The following is an 18,364-nucleotide window of genomic DNA, read 5'->3' on the forward strand; positions in this document are numbered from 1 at the left end:
GCCGGCGCGCGCCGCCGCGGCAGCAGGCGGGCGGGCCGGACGCACGCGGGATGCTGGTTCCGGCGCGTTGACAGCCCCCGGGCGGCTGGCTACCCTGAGTCCATGCCGGCAGTCCCCACCCACGCGGCCGAAGCGGCCCGCTATGCTTTGCTGCGGCGCCTTGCGCCGTCGTTCCGCCATCACCTGGTCGTCAACCTGCAGCCGATCGGGATGATCTACGAGGTGATGGACCGGCGCCTGCGCGCGGCCGTGCCCGATCTCGCGCACGTGCAGGACAGCGCCAACAAGATCAACGGTTTCGCCAAGGCGGCGCTCAATTCCTGCGTCGACGTGGTCGGCTGGCTGGCGCCGGACGATGCCGTCACGGTGCCGGTGCACGAGGCCGTGCGCGAGTGCGCCGCCCTGCTGGCCACCAGCCTGAGCTTTCGCGGCTACGCGCTGCGCAACGAAGTGCACGAGCTGCCCGGCGCGGTGAGCCGCCCCGGCATCCGCACGCTGCTGACGGCAGTGCTGCTGCATTGCACCGACCGGCTGCCGGCGCCCGCCGACCTGGTGATCACGGCGACGGCCGAAGCCGACGCCGCCCGCCTGCGGGTGGAGGTGCGCGGCAACGACGGCGACAACAACTTCCGCGGCGAGGCCAACTACCGCAAGCTGGAGTGGGAGGACCTCGAGGCGCTGGCCGCCGCCGACGGCGTGCAGCTGGCGCGCGAGGGGCAGCGCATCGAGCTGCGCCTGCCCTGGGTGGCGCCGCAGGGAGGGTGACCAAAGTCACCGACGCGTGGGGGGCGGTTGCGAAGAATGCGAACCCCGCACATCTTCGAGGAGCTTCCCCATGACGTCCCTTTCCCGCATCGCCGCGGCCATCCTGGCGACCAGCGCCGCCGCCTTCCTCTGCACCGCCCCCGCCGCCGCGCAGACGGCGCCCCGCACCCTGTACGACCGCCTGGGCGGCAAGGAGGCGCTGGGCGCCGTGGTGGGCGAGCTGTGGTCCGTGGTCGCTGCGGACGCCCGCATCAACCGCCACTTCGCCAGGACGCGCCCGGAGGCCTTCGCCGGCCAGCTGGTCGACTTCCTCTGCCAGGCCAGCGGCGGTCCCTGCCAGTACAAGGGCAAGGACATGCTGGCCGCCCACACGGGCATGCAGCTCACCGACGGCGACTTCACGGCGCTGGCGGAAGACACGGCGCTGGTGCTCGATCGCTTCAAGGTCCCCGCGCAGGAGAAGGGCGAGGTCATGAACATGCTCGGCGGCCTGAAGCCTGCCGTGGTGGGGCGCTGACGATGAACGCGCGGCGGGCCGCTGCACGCGCTGCCTGGCTGCTGGCGCTGGCGCTGGCGGGCTGCAGCGTGGTGCCGGCCAGCCGCACCGAAACCTACCGCTGCGCGGGCGGCAGGGAGTTCGCGCTGGTGCTGGACGCGCGCCAGGGGCCGCGCCTGCAGCTGGCGGGCATGAGCTTCCCGGTGCACGCCGAGGCCGGGCGCGAGGGCGTCTATGCCTGCGAAGTGCTCACCGTGGGGCGCGACGGCCGCACCGCCTGGCTCGACATGCAGGGCCGCCCGGAACTGCGCGACTGCGTGCGCGTGCCGTAGGCTGGAGGTGGAGCGAAGCGCAAGCCCAGCGCTGGGGTTTCGCTTCGCTCCACCGCCAGCCTACTTTTCGAACCCCAGCTTTTTCATCGCCGCCTGCAGTGTCACGCGGCTGGCTTCGTAATCGGCCCAGGGCTCGTTGCCCTGGTCCAGCCGCTGGTGCGCCGTGACGACCGTCCAGTGCGCACCGCTCTTGAGCGCCCCCAGCTCGTCCCAGCGCACGGGCACCGAAATGCCCAGGCCCGGCCGCGCGCGCGCTGACCAGGCGCAGGCCGTCGTCGCGCCGTAGCCGTTGCGCAGGTAGTCGATGAAGATGCGGCCCACGCGGTTGCTGCCACCGCTCTTGGCGACGAAGCGCTCCGGCAGCGTGCGCGCGAGGTGCTGCACGACGGCCTGCGAGAAGGACTTGACCGTGTCCCAGTCGAACTGCTTCTTCAGCGGCACGACCAGGTGCAGGCCCTTGCCGCCGCTGGTCTTGAGGAAGCAGGGCAGCTGCAGTTCCTCCAGCATCGTGCGCACCAGCTGCGCCGCTTCCTGGATCTGCGGCCAGCCCACGCCTTCGCCGGGGTCGATGTCGAAGGTCATGCGATCGGGCTTGTCGATCGCCGTGCGCACGCCGTTCCAGGTGTGGAACTCGATCACGTTCATCTGCGCGGCCGACAGGATCCCTTCCGGCTTCGCGATGTAGACCATCGGCGGATGGCCCGGGAAGACCGCGGGGTCTAGCGCCTCCACGCCGGCCATCTTGTAGCGGTCCACATGCTTCTGGAAGAACAGCTGGCCTTCGATGCCGTCCGGGGCGCGCACCATGGCGATCGGGCGGTCCTTCAGGTGCGGCATCATCAGCGGCGTGACCAGCGCGTAGTAGCGCACCAGGTCGATCTTCCTCACGCCGCTCTGCGGATCGATCACGCGATCCGCGTTGCTGATGCGCAGCGTGGCGGGCAGGGTGCTCGTCGCTGGTGCCTTCGGTGCGGCCGCCGCCTTCGCGTCCTTGGCGGCCTTCGTGGCCGGCTGGTGCGTCTTTGCCGCCGGCTGGTCGGGCGGGGGCGCGTGCAGCACCGGCTCCTGGCCGATCGCGTCGGCCGGCTTGTCGCTGCGCAGGCCGTGGAACACCGAGTGGCGGATCTTGCCGTCGCGCGTCCACTCGCCGAAGGAGACCTCGCACACCAGTTCGGGCTTGACCCAGTGCGCGCCGCGCGCGATGCCCGTGCCGGCCTCGAAGGGGCTGCGCTGCTGCGCGAGCGCGTCGAGCCGCCGGCGCAGGTCCGCCAGCGTCTGCTCGTTGAAGCCGGTGCCCACGTTGCCCGCATAGCGCAGCTTGCCGCCGTCGTCGTGCACGCCGAGCAGCAGCGAACCCACGCCCGTGCGGGAGCCCTTCGGGTCGGTGAAGCCGCCGATCACGAACTCCTGCCGCAGCTTGCACTTGAGCTTGATCCAGTCGCTGGAGCGCCGGCCCACGTAGGCCGAATGGCGCCGCTTGGCGATGACGCCTTCGAGGCCGAGCCGGCAGGCCGACTCCAGCATCTCCTTCGGCCTGGCGTCGAATTCGGCGCTGAAGCGCACGTTGGGATGCGGCTGGCGTTCGACGATGCGCTGCAGCACCGCGCGCCGCTCCAGCAGCGGCACGTCGCGCAGGTCGTGGCCGGCGCAATAGGGCAGGTCGAACAGGTAGTAGACGATGCGGTCGGTGCGCGCGCTGTCGAAGGCGCCCTGCAGCGCCTGGAAGTCCGCCGGCACGTCCTCGCCCGGCATGATGATCTCGCCGTCGTACCAGCCGTCCGGCAGCTCCATGCCGCGCATCGCCTGGACCAGCCCCGCCAGCCGTGACGTCCAGTCGTTGCCGTTGCGCGTGACGAGCCGGATCGCGCCGTCTTCCACGCGCGCCAGCATGCGGTAGCCGTCGAACTTGATCTCGAAGATCCAGTCGGCGGGGTCCGCGGGCGGCTCGTCGACCAGCACCGCGAGTTCGGGTTGCAGTTCCTTCGGCAGGCTCGCGGGCCGGGCGCCTGCGGGCGGGCCCGAATTCGGGGCCGGCGCCGTGCTGGGTGCAGACTGCGGCGACGTGGCTGCCGCGGGGCGATCTTCCAGGTCCTTCACGCTGTCCGGCATCTCGTCGACGACGCTGAACTGCGCCGCCGGCTGCGCGAACGCGTCGCGCTCCTTGATCAGGAGCCAGGGGTCTTCGCGACCGTTGCCGCGGCCCTTCATGCGCACGAGCGTCCAGTGGCCGTGCATCTTGTGCCCGCGCAGCTCGAACTTCAGCTTGCCGTCACGGTACCCCTGGTGCGGGTCCTCCAGGGGGTGCCAAGTGCCCTTGTCCCAGATGATCACCTTGCCGGCGCCGTAGTTGCCGGCGGGGATCTGGCCCTCGAACCGGTTGTACGCGATGGGATGGTCCTCGGTGGGCATCGCCATGCGCTTGTCGTTGGGGTCGAAGCTGGGGCCCTTGGGGACCGCCCAGCTCTTCATCGTGCCTTCCAGCTCGAGCCGGAAGTCGTAGTGGAGCCGCGTGGCCCAGTGCTTCTGGATCACGAAGCTGCGGGCGTCCTCGTTTGCCTCGCCGCCCTCCGCCGGTTCCGGCGTGGCGTCGAAGTTGCGCTTGTCGCGGTATTTCTGCAGTGCGGTCTTTTCTGGCATCACACGAGAACGAGGGGGCCGCAGCCCCCTCGTCGTCCTTCCTTGCGGTTTACGCGGAACGGAACTGGTCGCGCATCATCTTCACCTGGTCATGGTTGCGCTGCACGCCCTGGTACTGGCGCTCGATGACCGTGCGGACGTTGGCGGGCAGGTTCTTCTGCAGCGCCTTGGCGTAGCGGGCCTTGGCATTGTCCTCGCCGCGCTCGCATTCTTCCAGCACCGCCTTGTCGTCATAGCTGGTCAGCTTGGACTTGATCGAGACCCAGCCGCGGTGCATGGCACCCAGCGCGCTGCCGCCTTCCTCGACGTCGTGGCCGCACTCGCGCAGCAGCCGGTTCAGTTCCTCGGCGCCGCGCCGGCAGTCTTCCGCGCGCTGCAGCAACATCGACTTCAAGTCCTGCCGCTTGGCCTGCTCGGCGCACTCGCGGAAGCCGTACTCGCCGTCCTTGCTGCATTCCACCAGGTCCTTGAGCACGTCGATCACGTCGCCGCGGTCGCCGCCGCTGTTGCCCGCGGTCTGCATCGCGCCGACGGCGCCGGCCGCGCCGGTGCCCGCAGCCGTGCCGCGCAGTCCGGTGTTGCCGCCGTCCGGGGTGCCCATGCCGGCCCGGCCCATGCCCGTGTTGTAGTTGCGATAGTGCTCGTCGGCGCGCTGGTAGGCGGCGCCGGCCGCGGGGGCCGCGCGGTCCCAGTTCAGGGACGAATTGCCGCGGGTGGTTTCCCATTCCGAGGCGAGGCGGGGCTCGACCGAGGTCCACGGGTCCTCGTAGCGCTCGCGGCCCGACAGGCCGAGGCGGTAGGCGGGCCCGTAGTCGTCGAAGCTGCGGCCCTGCTCGTAGTACGGCTCCTTGTCGTAGTTGTCGCGCCAGAAGGCTTCTTCGGCCGTGGGGTTCACGGCTTCGCCCGCGGCCTTGCCCGCGAGGCCGCCGACGACCGCACCGACGACGCCGCCCACGGCAGCGCCGACCGGACCCGCGATCGAGCCGGCGGCGGCGCCGGCGAGCGCTCCGCCGGTGGCGCCGACGCCCGTGCCGATCGGGTGCGCGCCGGGTTCGTCGGTGATGGGGTCTCGGTTCATGTCGCGGTCTTCGCGTTCTTCAGCTGCCATTGTTCGCTCCTTGGATGGGGTGGATGAAAGGTCCTGCCCTCATCTTGGGACGCAGGCCGAGCCACGCCGTGGCGCGCGGGACCACATCCCGTGTAGGACGCGTCGGGCCAGCGGCCACGCGCCTCCTACATGGCTGAGCGCACGCACAGGCGGACACAACAACGTCCTACACGGGCGCCGCGGCCGGTGCCGCACGCTGTGCCGAACCGGGTGACGCCCATGAAATACTCACTGCGCAAGACGCCATCGCACCTCCACCTCACGTACAAGTACGGCGAGGCCAATGGAGGCCTTCTCGGCCGCAACCTCGTGCTCGAAGTGGAGGGCAACGTCCTCACGCTCGAAGTCGACCTCTCCGGCAACCTGCTGGCGCGCAACAAGCAGTCGGCCTGGTACCTGGATGCGGTGGGCCTCTCCACCAACTACCACAAGCTGAAGTCGCTGCAGTGCCCCGACAACCTGGTGCGCGCGCGGCTGATCCGCGTGTGGGAAGGCATGCAGGAGCCGAAGCTGCGCATGCGCCTGGTGCTGAACCCGCGCGGCCGCTACCTCTACGAGGTGGCGCCGCATTCGCTGTTCATGGGCGGCATCCAGCTCGATGTCCAGGCCTTCCTGGAAGAAGAGTCGGAAACCACCCCGACCGAAACCGAAGCCACCTCCCCGGAAACCGAGGCTGCGCCGATGGCGGAAGCCGACCCCCACAGGAAACACGCATGATGCGCACCGACCGACTCGCCCGCCTGCTCGCGGGCCTGGGCACCGCCTGCCTGCTCGCCTTCGCCACCGTGGCGGCCCATGCCGATGCAGGCGCCCTGCGCGCCAAGTACGAGGAGGTGAAGCCGCAGCTGCAAAGCAACTCCTACGGCCGCCAGTTGTTCATCGATTCCTCGCAGGCGAGCAACTCGCTGCAGGGCGACATCTACGCCGTGCTGGACCACCCGTACGAGAAGGTGAAGGACGCGCTGCAGGACCCGAACGCCTGGTGCGACATCATGCTGCTGCCGTTCAACACCAAGGCCTGCCACGCGGGCGGCGGCCGGCTGGCGGTGCGCATCGGCCGCAAGTACGACCAGCCGGTCGACCAGGCGTATCGGCTCGATCTCGGCTTCCAGCGCGCGGCTTCCGGCGCTGACTACCTGGAGACGCGCCTGAGCGCGGGGCAGGGCCCCTTCGGCACGCGCGACTACCGCATCGCAGCGGAGGCGATCCCCCTGGACGGCGGCCACACCTTCATGCACCTGAGCTACGCGTACGGCTATGGCGGCACGGGCAAGTTCGCGATGCAGGCGTACCTGGCGACGGCCGGGGCGAACAAGGCGGGCTTCACGTCAGGCGGCATGCGCGGCGCAATCGAGCGCAACGCGATGCGCTACTACCTCGCGATCGACGCGTACCTCGACACGATGGACGTGCCCGCCGCCCAACGCGTGGACCGGCGGATCGACAAGTGGTTCAGCGCGACGGAGCGCTATCCGCGGCAGCTGCACGAGATGGATCGGGAGACCTACGTGACGATGAAGCGGCAGGAGTACGGGCGGCAGCAGACGGCTTCCGTGCAGTGACAACTCGTCGCTGAAGACAAGAAGGGGCGCCGCGGCGCCCCTTCCTGTTTCCCCGCCGGCGCGGGGACGACGGGATTTACCGCAGGCCCGCCGCGGCGCGCAGCGCCTGGGCCTTGTCCGTGCGCTCCCAGGTGAACTCGGGTTCCTCGCGGCCGAAGTGGCCGTAGGCGGCGGTCTTCGAGTAGATCGGGCGCAGCAGGTCGAGCATCTGGATGATGCCCTTCGGGCGCAGGTCGAAGTGCTCGCTGATCAACTGCGCGATCTTGTGGTCGGGGATCACGCCCGTGCCTTCGGTGTAGACCGTCACGTTCATCGGACGCGCCACGCCGATCGCGTAGGCGACCTGGATCTGGCACTGGCGCGCCAGGCCGGCGGCCACGATGTTCTTGGCGACGTAGCGGGCGGCATACGCGGCGGAGCGGTCCACCTTGGACGGGTCCTTGCCCGAGAAGGCGCCGCCGCCGTGCGGGCACGCGCCGCCGTAGGTGTCGACGATGATCTTGCGGCCCGTGAGGCCGCAGTCGCCCTGCGGGCCGCCGACCACGAAGCGGCCGGTGGGGTTGATCAGGTACGTGGTTTCCTTGAGCCACTCCTTGGGCAGCACCGGCTTGATGATCTCCTCGATCACCGCCTCGACGAAGGCCGGCTTCATCTTGTGGCCGTCGCTCATCTCGGGTGCGTGCTGCGAGGACAGCACCACGGTGTCGATGCTGTGCGGCTTGCCATCCACGTAGCGCATGGTCACCTGGGACTTGGCGTCCGGGCGCAGGAAGGGCAGGCGGCCGTCCTTGCGCAGCTGCGCCTGGCGCTCCACCAGGCGGTGGGCGTAGTAGATCGGCGCGGGCATCAGCACCGGCGTCTCGTCGCAGGCGTAGCCGAACATCAGGCCCTGGTCGCCGGCGCCGGTGTTCAGGTGGTCGTCGGAGGCGTGGTCCACGCCCTGGGCGATGTCGTTCGACTGCTTGTCGTAGGCGACCAGCACCGCGCAGCCCTTGTAGTCGATGCCGTATTCGGTGTTGTCGTAGCCGATGCGCTTGATCGTGTCGCGCGCGACCTGGATGTAGTCGACGTGCGCGTTGGTGGTGATCTCGCCGGCCAGCACCACGAGGCCCGTGTTGGCCAGGGTCTCGGCGGCGACGCGGCTGCGCGGGTCCTGCGCGAAGATCGCGTCGAGGATCGCGTCCGACACCTGGTCGGCCAGCTTGTCGGGGTGCCCTTCGGACACCGATTCGGAAGTGAAGAGAAAGTCGTTCGCCATTTGAATAAACTCCAGCGGTTGATGGGAAGGCGCGTTGCCTTCTGCCGGAGCTCGGGCGAACGCTTTAGCAGAATTTTTTCGAGTCGCCCTGCAAGTAGTTCATAACTCGGCGACGCCCCGATTCTAACCCGCGTGAAACGACTCTTCCAACTGCTCGCCGAATGGCCCCTGCCGCTGCTGCACGCGCTGGGCACTGTCCTGGGCTGGATCTCCTTCCTGGCCTCGCCCACCTACCGGCGCCGCTTCGTGGCCAACGCGGCCCAGGGCGGCTACGCCTTCGCGCAGGTGCGGCGCGCCGTCGCCGAGGCCGGCAAGCTGGTCGCCGAGACGCCGCGGCTGTGGTTCGGCGCCATGCCGCCGGTGCACTGGGAACAGGCGGAAATGGTCCGCGCCCTGCGTGCGGAAGGGCGCGGCATCGTGTTCCTCACGCCACACCTGGGGTGCTTCGAGGTCACCGCGCGCTCCTACGCGGCGCAGTTCGGGCCCGTCACGGTGCTGTTCCGGCCGGCGCGCAAGCCGTGGCTGCGCGAACTGGTCGCCACTTCGCGCAACCGCCCCGACATGACGGCGGTGCCGACCACGCTGGCCGGCGTGCGGCAGATGCTGCGGGCGCTCAAGGCCGGCGAGGCCGTGGGCCTGCTGCCCGACCAGGTTCCGCCGCAGGGGCTGGGCGTGTGGGCGCCCTTCTTCGGCCGCGACGCGTACACCATGACCTTGCCGGCGCGGCTGGTGCAGCAGACCGGCGCCGTGCTGCTGCTGGTGTGGGGCGAGCGGCTGGCGGGCGGGCGCGGCTACCGGGTGCACGTGCACCGCTTCGAGGGCGAGCTCTCGCGCGTGCCCGAGGAGGCCGCCGCGCAGGTGAACGCCGAAATGGAGCGCATGGTGCGCGCCGGACCGACGCAGTACCTGTGGGGCTATGCGCGCTACAAGCCGCCGCGCGAGGAGGCCGCCGCATGATGAGCCGCGCCGGCATCGCCTTCATGCGGCTGATCGCGCACCTGCCGCTATCGTGGGTGCGGGCGCTGGGGCGCGCGCTGGGCCTGGTGCTGTACGCGCTGGTGTGGTCGCGCCGCAAGGTGGTCGACGTGAACCTGCGCCTGTGCTTTCCGCAGTGGTCGCTGTCCGAGCGCCGGCGTGTCGCGCGCGAGGTGTTCGTGTACGTGGCGCAGTCCTTCCTCGATCGCGCCTGGCTCTGGCATGCGCCGCCCGAGGTCGTCAGGCGCCGGGTGCACCTGACGGGCGCCGTGCAGGAGCTCGCCGGCCGGGACGCGACGATCCTGTTCTGCCCGCACTTCGTCGGGCTCGACGCGGGCGTGAGCGCCATGTCGCAGCAGGTGCCGCGCAGCTTCGTGGGCATCTACACGCAGCAGAGCAATCCCGTGATCGACGCCTGGGTGCTCAAGGGCCGCAACCGCTTCGGCGACGCCCGGCCCATGAGCCGCTCCGAGGGTGTGCGCGACCTGATCGCCGCGCTGCGCGCCGGCCACGTGATGTACCTGCTGCCGGACATGAACTTCGGCCCCGAGGAGTCGATCTTCGTGCCCTTCTACGGCGTGCCGGCCGCCACCGTGCCTTCGCTCTCGCGCTTCGCGCGCCTGGGCAAGGCCAAGGTGGTGCCCCTGATCACCAGGCTCACGCCGCAAGGCTACGAGGTGCGGGTGGGCGAGGCGTGGCAGGACTACCCGACGAAGGACCTCGAGGCCGACACGGCGCTGATGAACCGGCGGCTGCAGGCGTACATCGACGAGATGCCGGCGCAGTACTACTGGGTGCACAAGCGCTTCAAGACGCGCCCGCCGGGCCAGCCTGGGGTCTATTGAGGCTGGATGGATCGTAGGCTGGCGGTGAGCCTTGCGAACCCCAGCGATCAGCGAGCGCAGCGGAGCTGGGGTTCCTGCGCTTCGCGCGTCACCGCCAGCCTGCGCAGATGCCGTCACGAGCGCAGGAAGGCGGCGAGCCGCTGGGCGACGAGCTGCGGCTGCTCGTGGACGATCCAGTGCGAGGCCTCCGGCACCTTGTGCACGGTCAGGCGCGGGATGTAATCCTCGAGGCCATCCAGCAGTTCCGGCAGCAGCGCCGTGTCATTCAGGCCCCACAGCACCAGCGTGGGCACGTCCACGGTGAGCATCTCGCGCGGCAGCGTGACCGCGGCGGCGCCGGGATCGTCGGCGCGCGCCGGCCGCAGCGGCGAGGCGCGGTAGTAGTTCAGGCCGCCCGTGAGGCTCGCGTCCCACAGCGCGCGGTACTGCGCCTTCAGCGCGCCCGTGAGCCAGGTGGCGGGGCCCCAGTGCGTGAAGAAGCCGAACAGGCGCCGGTAGTCGTCCTCGCGCAGCAGCGCCTCGGCGTCCGGGCGCACCAGGAAGTTCATGTACGCGCTGGCCTCCTGCTGCGCCTCGCTCGCCTGCAGCGCGCGCAGGAAGGTGCCGGGATGCGGCGAATTGAGGATCGCCAGGCGTTGCAGCAATTGGGGCTGCTGGTTGGCCAGCCCCCAGGCCACGGCGCCGCCCCAGTCGTGCGCCACCAGGCACGCGAGCGGCGCGCCTTCGATCTGCGCCAGCGCGGCGATGTCCTGCACCAGGTGCTTGGGCCGGTAGGCCGACACCTCGGCGGGCTGCGACGAGGCTTCGTAGCCGCGCAGGTTCGGTGCCACGCAGCGGTAGCCACCATTGGCGTCCTGCGCGAAGTGTTCGAGCAGTTCGTCCCAGATGAAGGCCGCCTCGGGGAAGCCGTGCAGGAACATCAGGACCGGGCGGCCACGCTGTCCCGCGGCGCGGCAACTCAGGGTGATGCCGTGGGGAAGCGCCTGCTGCCAGGTCTCGATGGTCATGGTTCTGGTGCGGGTTCGGGTTCCGGGTGCGTCCAGTGCCAGAGGAGCAGCGCGGTCTCCTCCACGCCCTGCTTCTTCAGGGCGGAGAACAGTTTCACCTCGCCGCCGGCCGTCTGCAGTCGCGCGATGGACAGCGCCTTGTTCGCCTCGGAGCGGTTGAGCTTGTCGGCCTTGGTGAGCAGCACGAGGAACTTCAGGCCCGCCTCGACGCGGGGGCGGATCACCTCCAGCAGGATGTCGTCGAGTTCGGTGAGGCCGTGGCGCGGGTCGACCATCATCACCACGCCGACGAGATTCGGGCGCGTCACGAGGTAATTCGCCATCACCTGCTGCCAGCGCAGCTTGTCCTGCTTGGGCACGGCCGCATAGCCGTAGCCGGGCAGGTCGGCCAGCACCGCGTCGGTGATGCCCTGCTTGCCCAGGGAAAACAGGTTGATGGCCTGCGTGCGGCCCGGCGTCTTGGACGCGAACGCGAGCCGCTTCTGCTGCGTGAGCGTGTTGATGCAGGTGGACTTGCCGGCGTTGGAGCGGCCCACGAACGCGATCTCGGGCACTTCCGATTCGGGAAGATGCTCGAGGCGCGGCGCGGTGGTGAGGAAGCGCGCGGTGTGCATCCAGGCGACGGCCTGGGCAGCGGTGGTCCCCGGTTCGGAGGTGTTGGGGGCGCTGGGGCCCGTCGGGGAGGTCATCGGGGAGGGAAGAGGGGAGGAGGCGGCATTGTAGAATCCCGGGGTTTTGCGCCAAACGAATCGAAGAAACGTGATCAAGTCGCCTGTTACCCTGCTGCTGGCCGCCGTGCTGGCCACTTTCGCGCTCCAAGCCGGGGCCCAGCAGCCGGCGGCACCGGCCGCCAGCGCAGCCGCCCCGGTGGAAGCTGCCTCCGCTCCGGCGGCTGCCGCGCCTGCTGCGGCAGCGCCTGCCGCAGCAGCGCCTGCCGCGGCAGCGCCCGCTGCGGTCGCCACCGCCGCCAACGGCAAGCCCGACCCGGCCGCCGGCGAGGCGAAATTCGGTACCGTCTGCGCGGCCTGCCATGGCCAGGGCGGCAATTCCGGCACGCCCGCCAACCCGAAGCTGTCCGCGCAACACCCTTCCTACATCGTCAAGCAGCTGACGGAGTTCAAGAGCGGCAAGCGCCCGAACCCGATCATGCAGGGCTTCGCGTCGCAGCTGACCGAAGCCGACATGAAGAACATCGCGGCCTACGTCGGCTCGCAGAAGGCCAGCCCCGGCTTCGCCAAGGACAAGGAGCTGGTCTCGCTGGGCGAGCGGATCTACCGCGGTGGCGCGCAGAACCGCCAGCTGCCCGCCTGCGCCGGCTGCCACAGCCCCAACGGCGCCGGCATCCCCGCGCAGTACCCGCGCCTGTCGGGCCAGCACGCCGACTACACCGCCAGCCAGCTGGTCGCCTTCCGCGACGGCATCCGCAAGAACAGCCCGCAGATGGCGCAGATCGCCGCCAAGCTGAACGACCGCGAGATCCGCGCGGTGGCCGACTACATCGCCGGCTTGCGCTGAATCAAGCGGGCTCCACGCGCGGTTGAACCAAACCGCGCGTAGCCGAACCAAGATGGGCGGGCGCCTCGCAAGAGGGCCCGCCTTGTTTTTTCGCCTTCCTGCATGACGACCGCCGCCGCCGCCCTCCCGCCTTCCGCCGCCCCCCCGGGCCGGATCCGCGCGCTCTCGGAACTGGTCTCGTCGATGCGCTTCGCCATCGCGCTGCTGACGGTCCTCTGCATCGCTTCGGTGATCGGCACCGTGCTCAAGCAACAGGAGCCGCTCGGGAACTACATCAACCAGTTCGGCCCGTTCTGGGCCGAATTGTTCATGGCGATCCGCCTGAACACGGTCTACAGCGCCTGGTGGTTCCTGCTGATCCTGGCCTTCCTGGTGGCGAGCACCTCGCTGTGCATCGCGCGCAATGCGCCCAAGGTCCTGGCCGACCTGAAGACCTGCAAGGAGAACATCCGCGAGAACGCGCTGCTCGCCTTCCACCACCGGGCAGAGGCGCCGCTCGCGGGCCCGCCGCAGGCCGAGGCGCAGCGCCTCGGGCAGGCGCTCGCCAGCGGCGGCTGGAAGGTGCGCCTGCAGCAGCGCGGCACGACCGGCTGGATGGTCGCCGCCAGGGCCGGCGGCGCGAACAAGATCGGCTACCTCGCGGCCCACGGCGCGATCGTGCTGATCTGCCTGGGCGGCCTGCTCGATGGCGACCTGATCGTGCGCGCGCAGATGCTGTGGGGCGGCAAGACGCCGTACAGCGGCGGCGGCGTGATCGCCGACGTGCCGGCGCAGCACCGCCTGCCCGCGAGCAACCCCACCTTCCGCGGCAACCTGATGGTGGCCGAAGGCATGCAGTCGTCCACCGCGGTGCTGGGCCAGTCCGACGGCATCCTGCTGCAGGAGCTGCCCTTCGCGATCGAGCTGAAGAAGTTCGTCGTGGAGTACTACGAGAGCGGCATGCCCAAGCTGTTCGCCAGCGACATCGTGATCCACGACAAGGAGACGGGCGAGCAGGTCCCGGCGCGCGTGGAGGTGAACCATCCGGCGCGGCACCGCGGCATCGAGATCTACCAATCCAGCTTCGACGACGGCGGCTCCTCGGTGAAGCTGCAGGCGCTGCCCCTGGACGGCAGCACGCACCGCTTCGAAGTCGAGGGCCACATCGGCGGCTCCACGGCGCTGTCCAAGGGCCAGCAGCCCGGCGCCGAGAAGATGACGCTCGAATTCACCGGCCTGCGGGTGATGAACGTGGAGAACCTCACGGGTGCCGGCGGCGACGGCAGCGGCGCCGACGTGCGCGGCGTGGACCTGCGCCAGTCGCTCGATGCGCGCCTCGGCGCGGCGAACAGGACGGTGGCGAAGAGGAACCTGCGCAACGTCGGCCCCAGCATCACGTACAAGCTGCGCGACGCCGCGGGCCAGGCGCGCGAGTTCCAGAACTACATGCTGCCCGTCGACCTGGGCGACGGCGTCCCACTGTTCCTGCTGGGCGCGCGCGAGAACCCGAACGAGGCCTTCCGCTACCTGCGCGTGCCGGCCGACGAGAACGGCTCGCTGGAGGGTTTCCTGCGCCTGCGCGCGGCCCTGGCCGATCCGGCGCTGCGCGACGCCGCGGTGCGGGCGTACGCGAAGACGGTCACCGACCCGGGCCAGCCCGAGACGGCGGCGCAGGTGGTCGAGTCGACGCGGCGCGTGCTGGCCCTCTTCGCCGGAGCGGCGCCCGAGGCGGCCAAGGGCACCGGTGGCCTGCAGGCCGTCTCCGAGTTCATCGAGGCGAAGGTGCCCGAGGCGGAGCGCACCCGGGCCGGCGAAGCGCTGGTGGGCCTGCTCAATGGCACGCTGTACGAACTGGCGCAGGCAAGCCGCGAGAAGGCCGGGGCCAAGCCCCTGCCGCGGGACGCGCGCGGCCAGGCCTTCATGACGCAGGCAGTGCTTGCCCTGAGCGACTCGTTCGCCTACCCGGTGCCGCTGGCGTTCCAGCTGCAGGAGTTCAGGCAGGTCCAGGCCAGCGTGTTCCAGGTGACGCGCTCGCCGGGGCATTACATCGTGTACCTCGGCTGCGCGCTCCTGATCCTGGGCGTGTTCGCCATGTTGTACGTCCGGGAGCGGCGCCTGTGGGTGTGGCTCAGCCCGGACGGCGCGGGATCGCAGGCGCGCATGGCCCTGTCCAGCAATCGCAAGCTGCTGGACGTGGATCGCGAATTCCGACGCCTGAAGGACAAGCTGCTGGGAGCAAGGGCATGAACACCGCCACGACCACCACCACCCTCGCGCTCGACGAAGGCTTCTTCGCCAGGCGCACCCCCTTCGACTGGCTGTTCGCCTTGCTGGCGGCCGCCGGCGGCTGCTACGCCCTGGCCCGCTACCAGCAGCACATGGACGTGTACGAGAAGGGCATCCTGCTCGCCTCCATCCCGTCGGCGATCTGGCTCGGCTGGTTCTGGCGGCCCCTGCGCGGCCTGATGCTGGCGGTCGCGGGCTGCGCGCTGCTGGGCGTGGTGTCCTACCAGGGCGACATCGCGCGCGCGGACCAGGTCTTCTGGCTGAAGTACTTCCTTTCGAGCCAGTCGGCGATCCTCTGGATGAGCGTGCTGTTCGTCATGAGCACGGCCTTCTACTGGATCGGCATGTTCGCGCGCGGCCAGGCCGGCACGATGGAGACGATCGCCTCGCGCCTGGCCTGGGCCGGCGTGGCGCTCGCCCTGGTCGGCACGCTGGTGCGCTGGTACGAAAGCTACCTGCTCGGGCCGGACATCGGCCATATCCCGGTGAGCAACCTGTACGAAGTGTTCGTCCTCTTCTGCTGGATGACGACGGTCTTCTACCTGTACTTCGAGCAGCAGTACGAGACGCGCGCGATCGGCGCCTTCGTGATGCTGGTGGTGAGCGCCGCGGTCGGCTTCCTGTTCTGGTACTCGATGGCGCGCGAGGCGCACGAGATCCAGCCGCTGGTGCCGGCCCTCAAGAGCTGGTGGATGAAGCTGCACGTGCCGGCCAACTTCATCGGCTACGGCACCTTCTCGCTGGCGGCGATGGTGGCGTTCGCGTACCTGGTGAAGCTGCAGGCCGCGGAAAAGCGCTGGCACCGGCTCGCGCCCCTGTGGGTGCTGGGCGTGTTCCTGACGGTGATCCCCATGGCCTTCCGCAAGTCGGTGGAGACCAGCAGCAGCTACTGGACGATCTACTTCGCGGTGTCGGCGCTGATCGTCGGCGGCATCCTGCTGGGGCGCCGGCGCATCGCGCAGCGCCTGCCGGCCCTGGACGTGCTGGACGACGTCATGTACAAGTCCATCGCCGTCGGCTTCGCCTTCTTCACCATCGCCACCGTGCTGGGCGCGCTGTGGGCCGCCGAAGCCTGGGGCGGCTACTGGAGCTGGGACCCGAAGGAAACCTGGGCGCTGATCGTCTGGCTGAACTACGCGGCGTGGCTGCACATGCGGCTGATGAAGGGCCTGCGCGGCACGGTGTCGGCGTGGTGGGCGCTGGTCGGCCTGGCGGTCACGACCTTCGCCTTCCTCGGCGTCAACATGTTCCTCTCCGGCCTGCACAGCTACGGCGAACTGTAGGAACCGGGGGCTGCGACCCGCCGTCCGGCAGGTTTTTGGAATCCTTGCAAGAATGGGTGCATCCAAGGCATCAGAGACCACAAGGAGACCCCAGCCATGCTGATCCGCACCGGCCGTGACGGCTTCGAGCACCCGATCGCCAGCGAGATCACGCCGCGCGGCATCTACGAGGACCGGCGGCGCCTGCTCAGGTGGATGGCCACCGGCGTCGCCGGCGCGGCGCTCGCGCAGTGGGCGCAGCGCGAGGCCTTCGCGCAACAGGTCGCGCGGCCCGGCAAGCATGCCGCGCTGCAGACGGTGCGCTCCACCGTGCCCGGTGCGGTCACGATGGACAAGGTGACCGAGTACAAGGACGCCTCGGGCTACAACAACTTCTACGAGTTCGGCACCGACAAGGGCGACCCGGTCGAGCACGCGCACACGCTGAAGACCTCGCCGTGGACGGTGGAGATCGAGGGCGCCGTGAAGAAGCCCGCGAAGTACGCGCTGGAAGACCTCGTCAAGCTCGCCCCGCAGGAAGAGCGCATCTACCGCCTGCGCTGCGTGGAGGGCTGGTCGATGGTGATCCCGTGGGTGGGCTACTCGCTGGCGAAGCTCATCGAGAAGGTCGAGCCCACCGGGAACGCGAAGTTCGTCGAGTTCGTGTCCCTCGCGGACCCGAAGCAGATGCCCTACGTGGGCTCGCGCGTGCTGGACTGGCCCTATGTGGAGGGGCTGCGCATGGACGAGGCCATGCACCCCCTGACCCTGCTCACCTTCGGCATGTACGGCGAGGTGCTGCCGAACCAGAACGGCGCGCCGGTGCGCGTGGTGGTGCCGTGGAAATACGGTTTCAAGAGCGGCAAGAGCCTGGTGAAGATCCGCTTCCTGGAGCAGATGCCGAAGACGGCGTGGAACAAGGCCGCCGCCAACGAGTACGGCTTCTATTCCAACGTGAACCCGAACGTGGACCACCCGCGCTGGTCGCAGGCCACCGAGCGGCGCATCGGCGAGGACGGCCTGTTCGCCAAGAAGCGCAAGACGCTGATGTTCAACGGCTACGAGGCGCAGGTCGGCCAGCTCTATGCGGGCATGGACCTGAAGAAGAACTTCTGATGCGGCGCGCATGACGCTCGCGCGCGCGCTGCTGCACCCCGCGGCCAAGCCCATCGTGTTCGTGGCGGGCCTGCTGCCCTTCGCCTGGCTGTTCTACGGGGCGCTCACGGACCACCTGGGTGCCAACCCGGCCGAATACCTGTCGCGCTCCACCGGCGACTGGACGCTGCGCTTCCTGTGCCTCACGCTGGCGGTCACGCCGCTGCGCGTGGCCGCGCGGCTGCCGACGCTGGCGCGCTTCCGGCGCATGCTGGGGCTGTTCACGTACTTCTACGTGTTCCTCCATTTCCTCGCCTGGGCGTGGTTCGACCAGGGCTTCGACCTGGCGGAGATGGGCAAGGACATCGCCAAGCGTCCGTTCATCCTGGTCGGCTTCGCCGGCTTCGTGCTGCTCACGCCGCTGGCCGCCACCTCGTTCAACCGCGCGGTCAAGGCGATGGGCGCCCCTCGCTGGCAGGCGCTGCACAAGCTGGTCTACGTGATCGCGCCGCTGGGCATCCTGCACTTCTTCTGGATGCGCGCCGCGAAGAACAACTTCGCCGAGGTGGCCGTCTATGCCGCGATCCTGGCCGTGCTGCTTGGCTGGCGGGTGCGCGAGTTCCTGCGCCGGCGCCAGGCCGCCCGGCCCATGGCGGGGGCCGCCGGGACGCGCCCGTCGCGCTGACGCGGCTCGCCGGTCGGCCGGCGCACGCCGGCCGTCGCCCGCACGGCATCGTCGCGGAGCCTGCACGGCACGGCCTGTTACGCCTCGATACGATCCGACCCTTTCCACAGGGGGCGATGGATGGCGTACACGGACAATTTCCGGCGGCAGCACCAGGAGCTGCTGACCATGGTGGGTGACATCGTCGCCCGGCTGAAGGCGCAGCCCGCCGACGCGCACGGCCTGCGCAACCTGCTGTCCGCGCTGGCGGGCAAGCTCACGGTGCACCTGGCGATGGAGGACAAGGCGCTGTACCCGCGCCTGGCGGACGTCGACGTGGAGAACTCGCGCAGCATTTCCCTGGCTTTCCAGCAGGAGATGGGCGGCCTGGCCGGCGTCTTCACGGCGTACAACCAGAAGTGGCAGCTCGAAGCCATCGCCGCGGACCCCGCGGGTTTCGCCCGCGACTCGCATTCCGTCTTCGCGGCGATCGGGCGGCGCATCGCGCGCGAGAACAACGAGCTCTATCCGCTGGCGGACCGGGCGCTCTGACGCCTCCGTTGGGCCGGCGCGCCGAC

General features: G+C 69.8%; 18 protein-coding genes. 13 read left to right on the plus strand and 5 right to left on the minus strand.

The genetic code is table 11. The features are described 5' to 3' along the window. Positions 1-102: 102 nt before the first annotated feature. The 3 genes from WG923_RS16050 (at position 103) to WG923_RS16060 (ending at position 1,593) form a co-directional block, all read left to right on the plus strand. Complete coding sequence (locus tag WG923_RS16050) at positions 103-765, plus strand: hypothetical protein (protein ID WP_340351976.1); 663 nt, start codon at positions 103-105, stop codon at positions 763-765. A gap of 70 nt (positions 766-835) precedes the next feature. Beyond that, positions 836-1,282, plus strand: coding sequence for a group I truncated hemoglobin (locus WG923_RS16055; protein WP_340351977.1), 447 nt, complete (start codon positions 836-838; stop codon positions 1,280-1,282). Positions 1,283-1,284: 2 nt separating this feature from the next. Then, complete coding sequence (locus tag WG923_RS16060) at positions 1,285-1,593, plus strand: hypothetical protein (protein ID WP_340351978.1); 309 nt, start codon at positions 1,285-1,287, stop codon at positions 1,591-1,593. A gap of 60 nt (positions 1,594-1,653) precedes the next feature. Here the strand turns inward: WG923_RS16060 and ligD are convergent, their stop codons facing one another. Next, entirely contained in the window at positions 1,654-4,230 is a 2,577-nt protein-coding gene (gene ligD / locus WG923_RS16065) for a DNA ligase D (RefSeq protein WP_340351979.1), read from the minus strand. Positions 4,231-4,279: 49 nt separating this feature from the next. Further along, positions 4,280-5,338 (minus strand): ferritin-like domain-containing protein, encoded by a 1,059-nt coding sequence (locus WG923_RS16070; protein ID WP_340351980.1) that lies wholly within the window; start codon positions 5,336-5,338, stop codon positions 4,280-4,282. 219 nt (positions 5,339-5,557) lie between these two features. Between WG923_RS16070 and WG923_RS16075 the strand changes: the two genes are divergently transcribed. Together WG923_RS16075 and WG923_RS16080 are read left to right on the plus strand one after the other, a co-directional pair. Further along, on the plus strand, positions 5,558-6,055 hold the full coding sequence (locus tag WG923_RS16075) for a hypothetical protein (protein ID WP_340351981.1): 498 nt from the start codon (positions 5,558-5,560) through the stop codon (positions 6,053-6,055). Continuing rightward, entirely contained in the window at positions 6,052-6,900 is an 849-nt protein-coding gene (locus WG923_RS16080; RefSeq protein WP_340351982.1) for a hypothetical protein, read from the plus strand. The genes WG923_RS16075 and WG923_RS16080 overlap by 4 nt, the downstream gene beginning before the upstream one ends. A 76-nt stretch (positions 6,901-6,976) precedes the next feature. Here WG923_RS16080 and metK read toward each other — a convergent pair whose 3' ends face one another. After that, positions 6,977-8,158, minus strand: a complete 1,182-nt coding sequence (metK, locus tag WG923_RS16085; RefSeq protein ID WP_340351983.1) for a methionine adenosyltransferase — start codon at positions 8,156-8,158, stop codon at positions 6,977-6,979. Positions 8,159-8,290: 132 nt separating this feature from the next. Between metK and WG923_RS16090 the strand changes: the two genes are divergently transcribed. Both WG923_RS16090 and WG923_RS16095 read left to right on the plus strand, forming a co-directional pair. Beyond that, positions 8,291-9,115, plus strand: coding sequence for a lysophospholipid acyltransferase family protein (locus WG923_RS16090; RefSeq protein WP_340351984.1), 825 nt, complete (start codon positions 8,291-8,293; stop codon positions 9,113-9,115). Beyond that, positions 9,112-9,978 carry an LpxL/LpxP family acyltransferase gene (locus tag WG923_RS16095; protein ID WP_340351985.1) on the plus strand — a complete coding sequence of 289 codons (867 nt, stop codon included), beginning with the start codon at positions 9,112-9,114 and terminating at the stop codon, positions 9,976-9,978. The genes WG923_RS16090 and WG923_RS16095 overlap by 4 nt, the downstream gene beginning before the upstream one ends. A 113-nt stretch (positions 9,979-10,091) precedes the next feature. Here WG923_RS16095 and WG923_RS16100 read toward each other — a convergent pair whose 3' ends face one another. Together WG923_RS16100 and yihA are read right to left on the minus strand one after the other, a co-directional pair. Beyond that, positions 10,092-10,985, minus strand: a complete 894-nt coding sequence (locus tag WG923_RS16100) for an alpha/beta fold hydrolase (protein ID WP_340351986.1) — start codon at positions 10,983-10,985, stop codon at positions 10,092-10,094. Beyond that, positions 10,982-11,674 carry a ribosome biogenesis GTP-binding protein YihA/YsxC gene (yihA, locus tag WG923_RS16105; protein ID WP_445322937.1) on the minus strand — a complete coding sequence of 231 codons (693 nt, stop codon included), beginning with the start codon at positions 11,672-11,674 and terminating at the stop codon, positions 10,982-10,984. Before yihA ends, WG923_RS16100 begins: the two co-directional genes overlap by 4 nt. A gap of 178 nt (positions 11,675-11,852) precedes the next feature. Between yihA and WG923_RS16110 the strand changes: the two genes are divergently transcribed. The 6 genes from WG923_RS16110 (at position 11,853) to WG923_RS16135 (ending at position 18,338) form a co-directional block, all read left to right on the plus strand. Beyond that, a complete protein-coding gene (locus WG923_RS16110; RefSeq protein WP_340352080.1) occupies positions 11,853-12,500 on the plus strand; it encodes a c-type cytochrome in 648 nt (215 codons plus the stop codon). A 102-nt stretch (positions 12,501-12,602) separates the two neighbouring features. Continuing rightward, positions 12,603-14,726 carry a cytochrome c biogenesis protein ResB gene (locus tag WG923_RS16115; protein WP_340351987.1) on the plus strand — a complete coding sequence of 708 codons (2,124 nt, stop codon included), beginning with the start codon at positions 12,603-12,605 and terminating at the stop codon, positions 14,724-14,726. Further along, complete coding sequence (gene ccsB / locus WG923_RS16120; RefSeq protein WP_340351988.1) at positions 14,723-16,048, plus strand: c-type cytochrome biogenesis protein CcsB; 1,326 nt, start codon at positions 14,723-14,725, stop codon at positions 16,046-16,048. The genes WG923_RS16115 and ccsB overlap by 4 nt, the downstream gene beginning before the upstream one ends. Before the next feature lie 96 nt (positions 16,049-16,144). Then, entirely contained in the window at positions 16,145-17,143 is a 999-nt protein-coding gene (gene msrP / locus WG923_RS16125; RefSeq protein ID WP_340351989.1) for a protein-methionine-sulfoxide reductase catalytic subunit MsrP, read from the plus strand. Positions 17,144-17,153: 10 nt separating this feature from the next. Beyond that, entirely contained in the window at positions 17,154-17,807 is a 654-nt protein-coding gene (locus WG923_RS16130) for a protein-methionine-sulfoxide reductase heme-binding subunit MsrQ (RefSeq protein WP_340351990.1), read from the plus strand. Positions 17,808-17,927: 120 nt separating this feature from the next. After that, on the plus strand, positions 17,928-18,338 hold the full coding sequence (locus WG923_RS16135) for a hemerythrin domain-containing protein (RefSeq protein WP_340351991.1): 411 nt from the start codon (positions 17,928-17,930) through the stop codon (positions 18,336-18,338). Positions 18,339-18,364: the final 26 nt, after the last annotated feature.

Origin of the sequence: Ramlibacter sp. AN1133, from assembly GCF_037890035.1 — a bacterium.
Lineage (GTDB): Bacteria > Pseudomonadota > Gammaproteobacteria > Burkholderiales > Burkholderiaceae_C > Ramlibacter.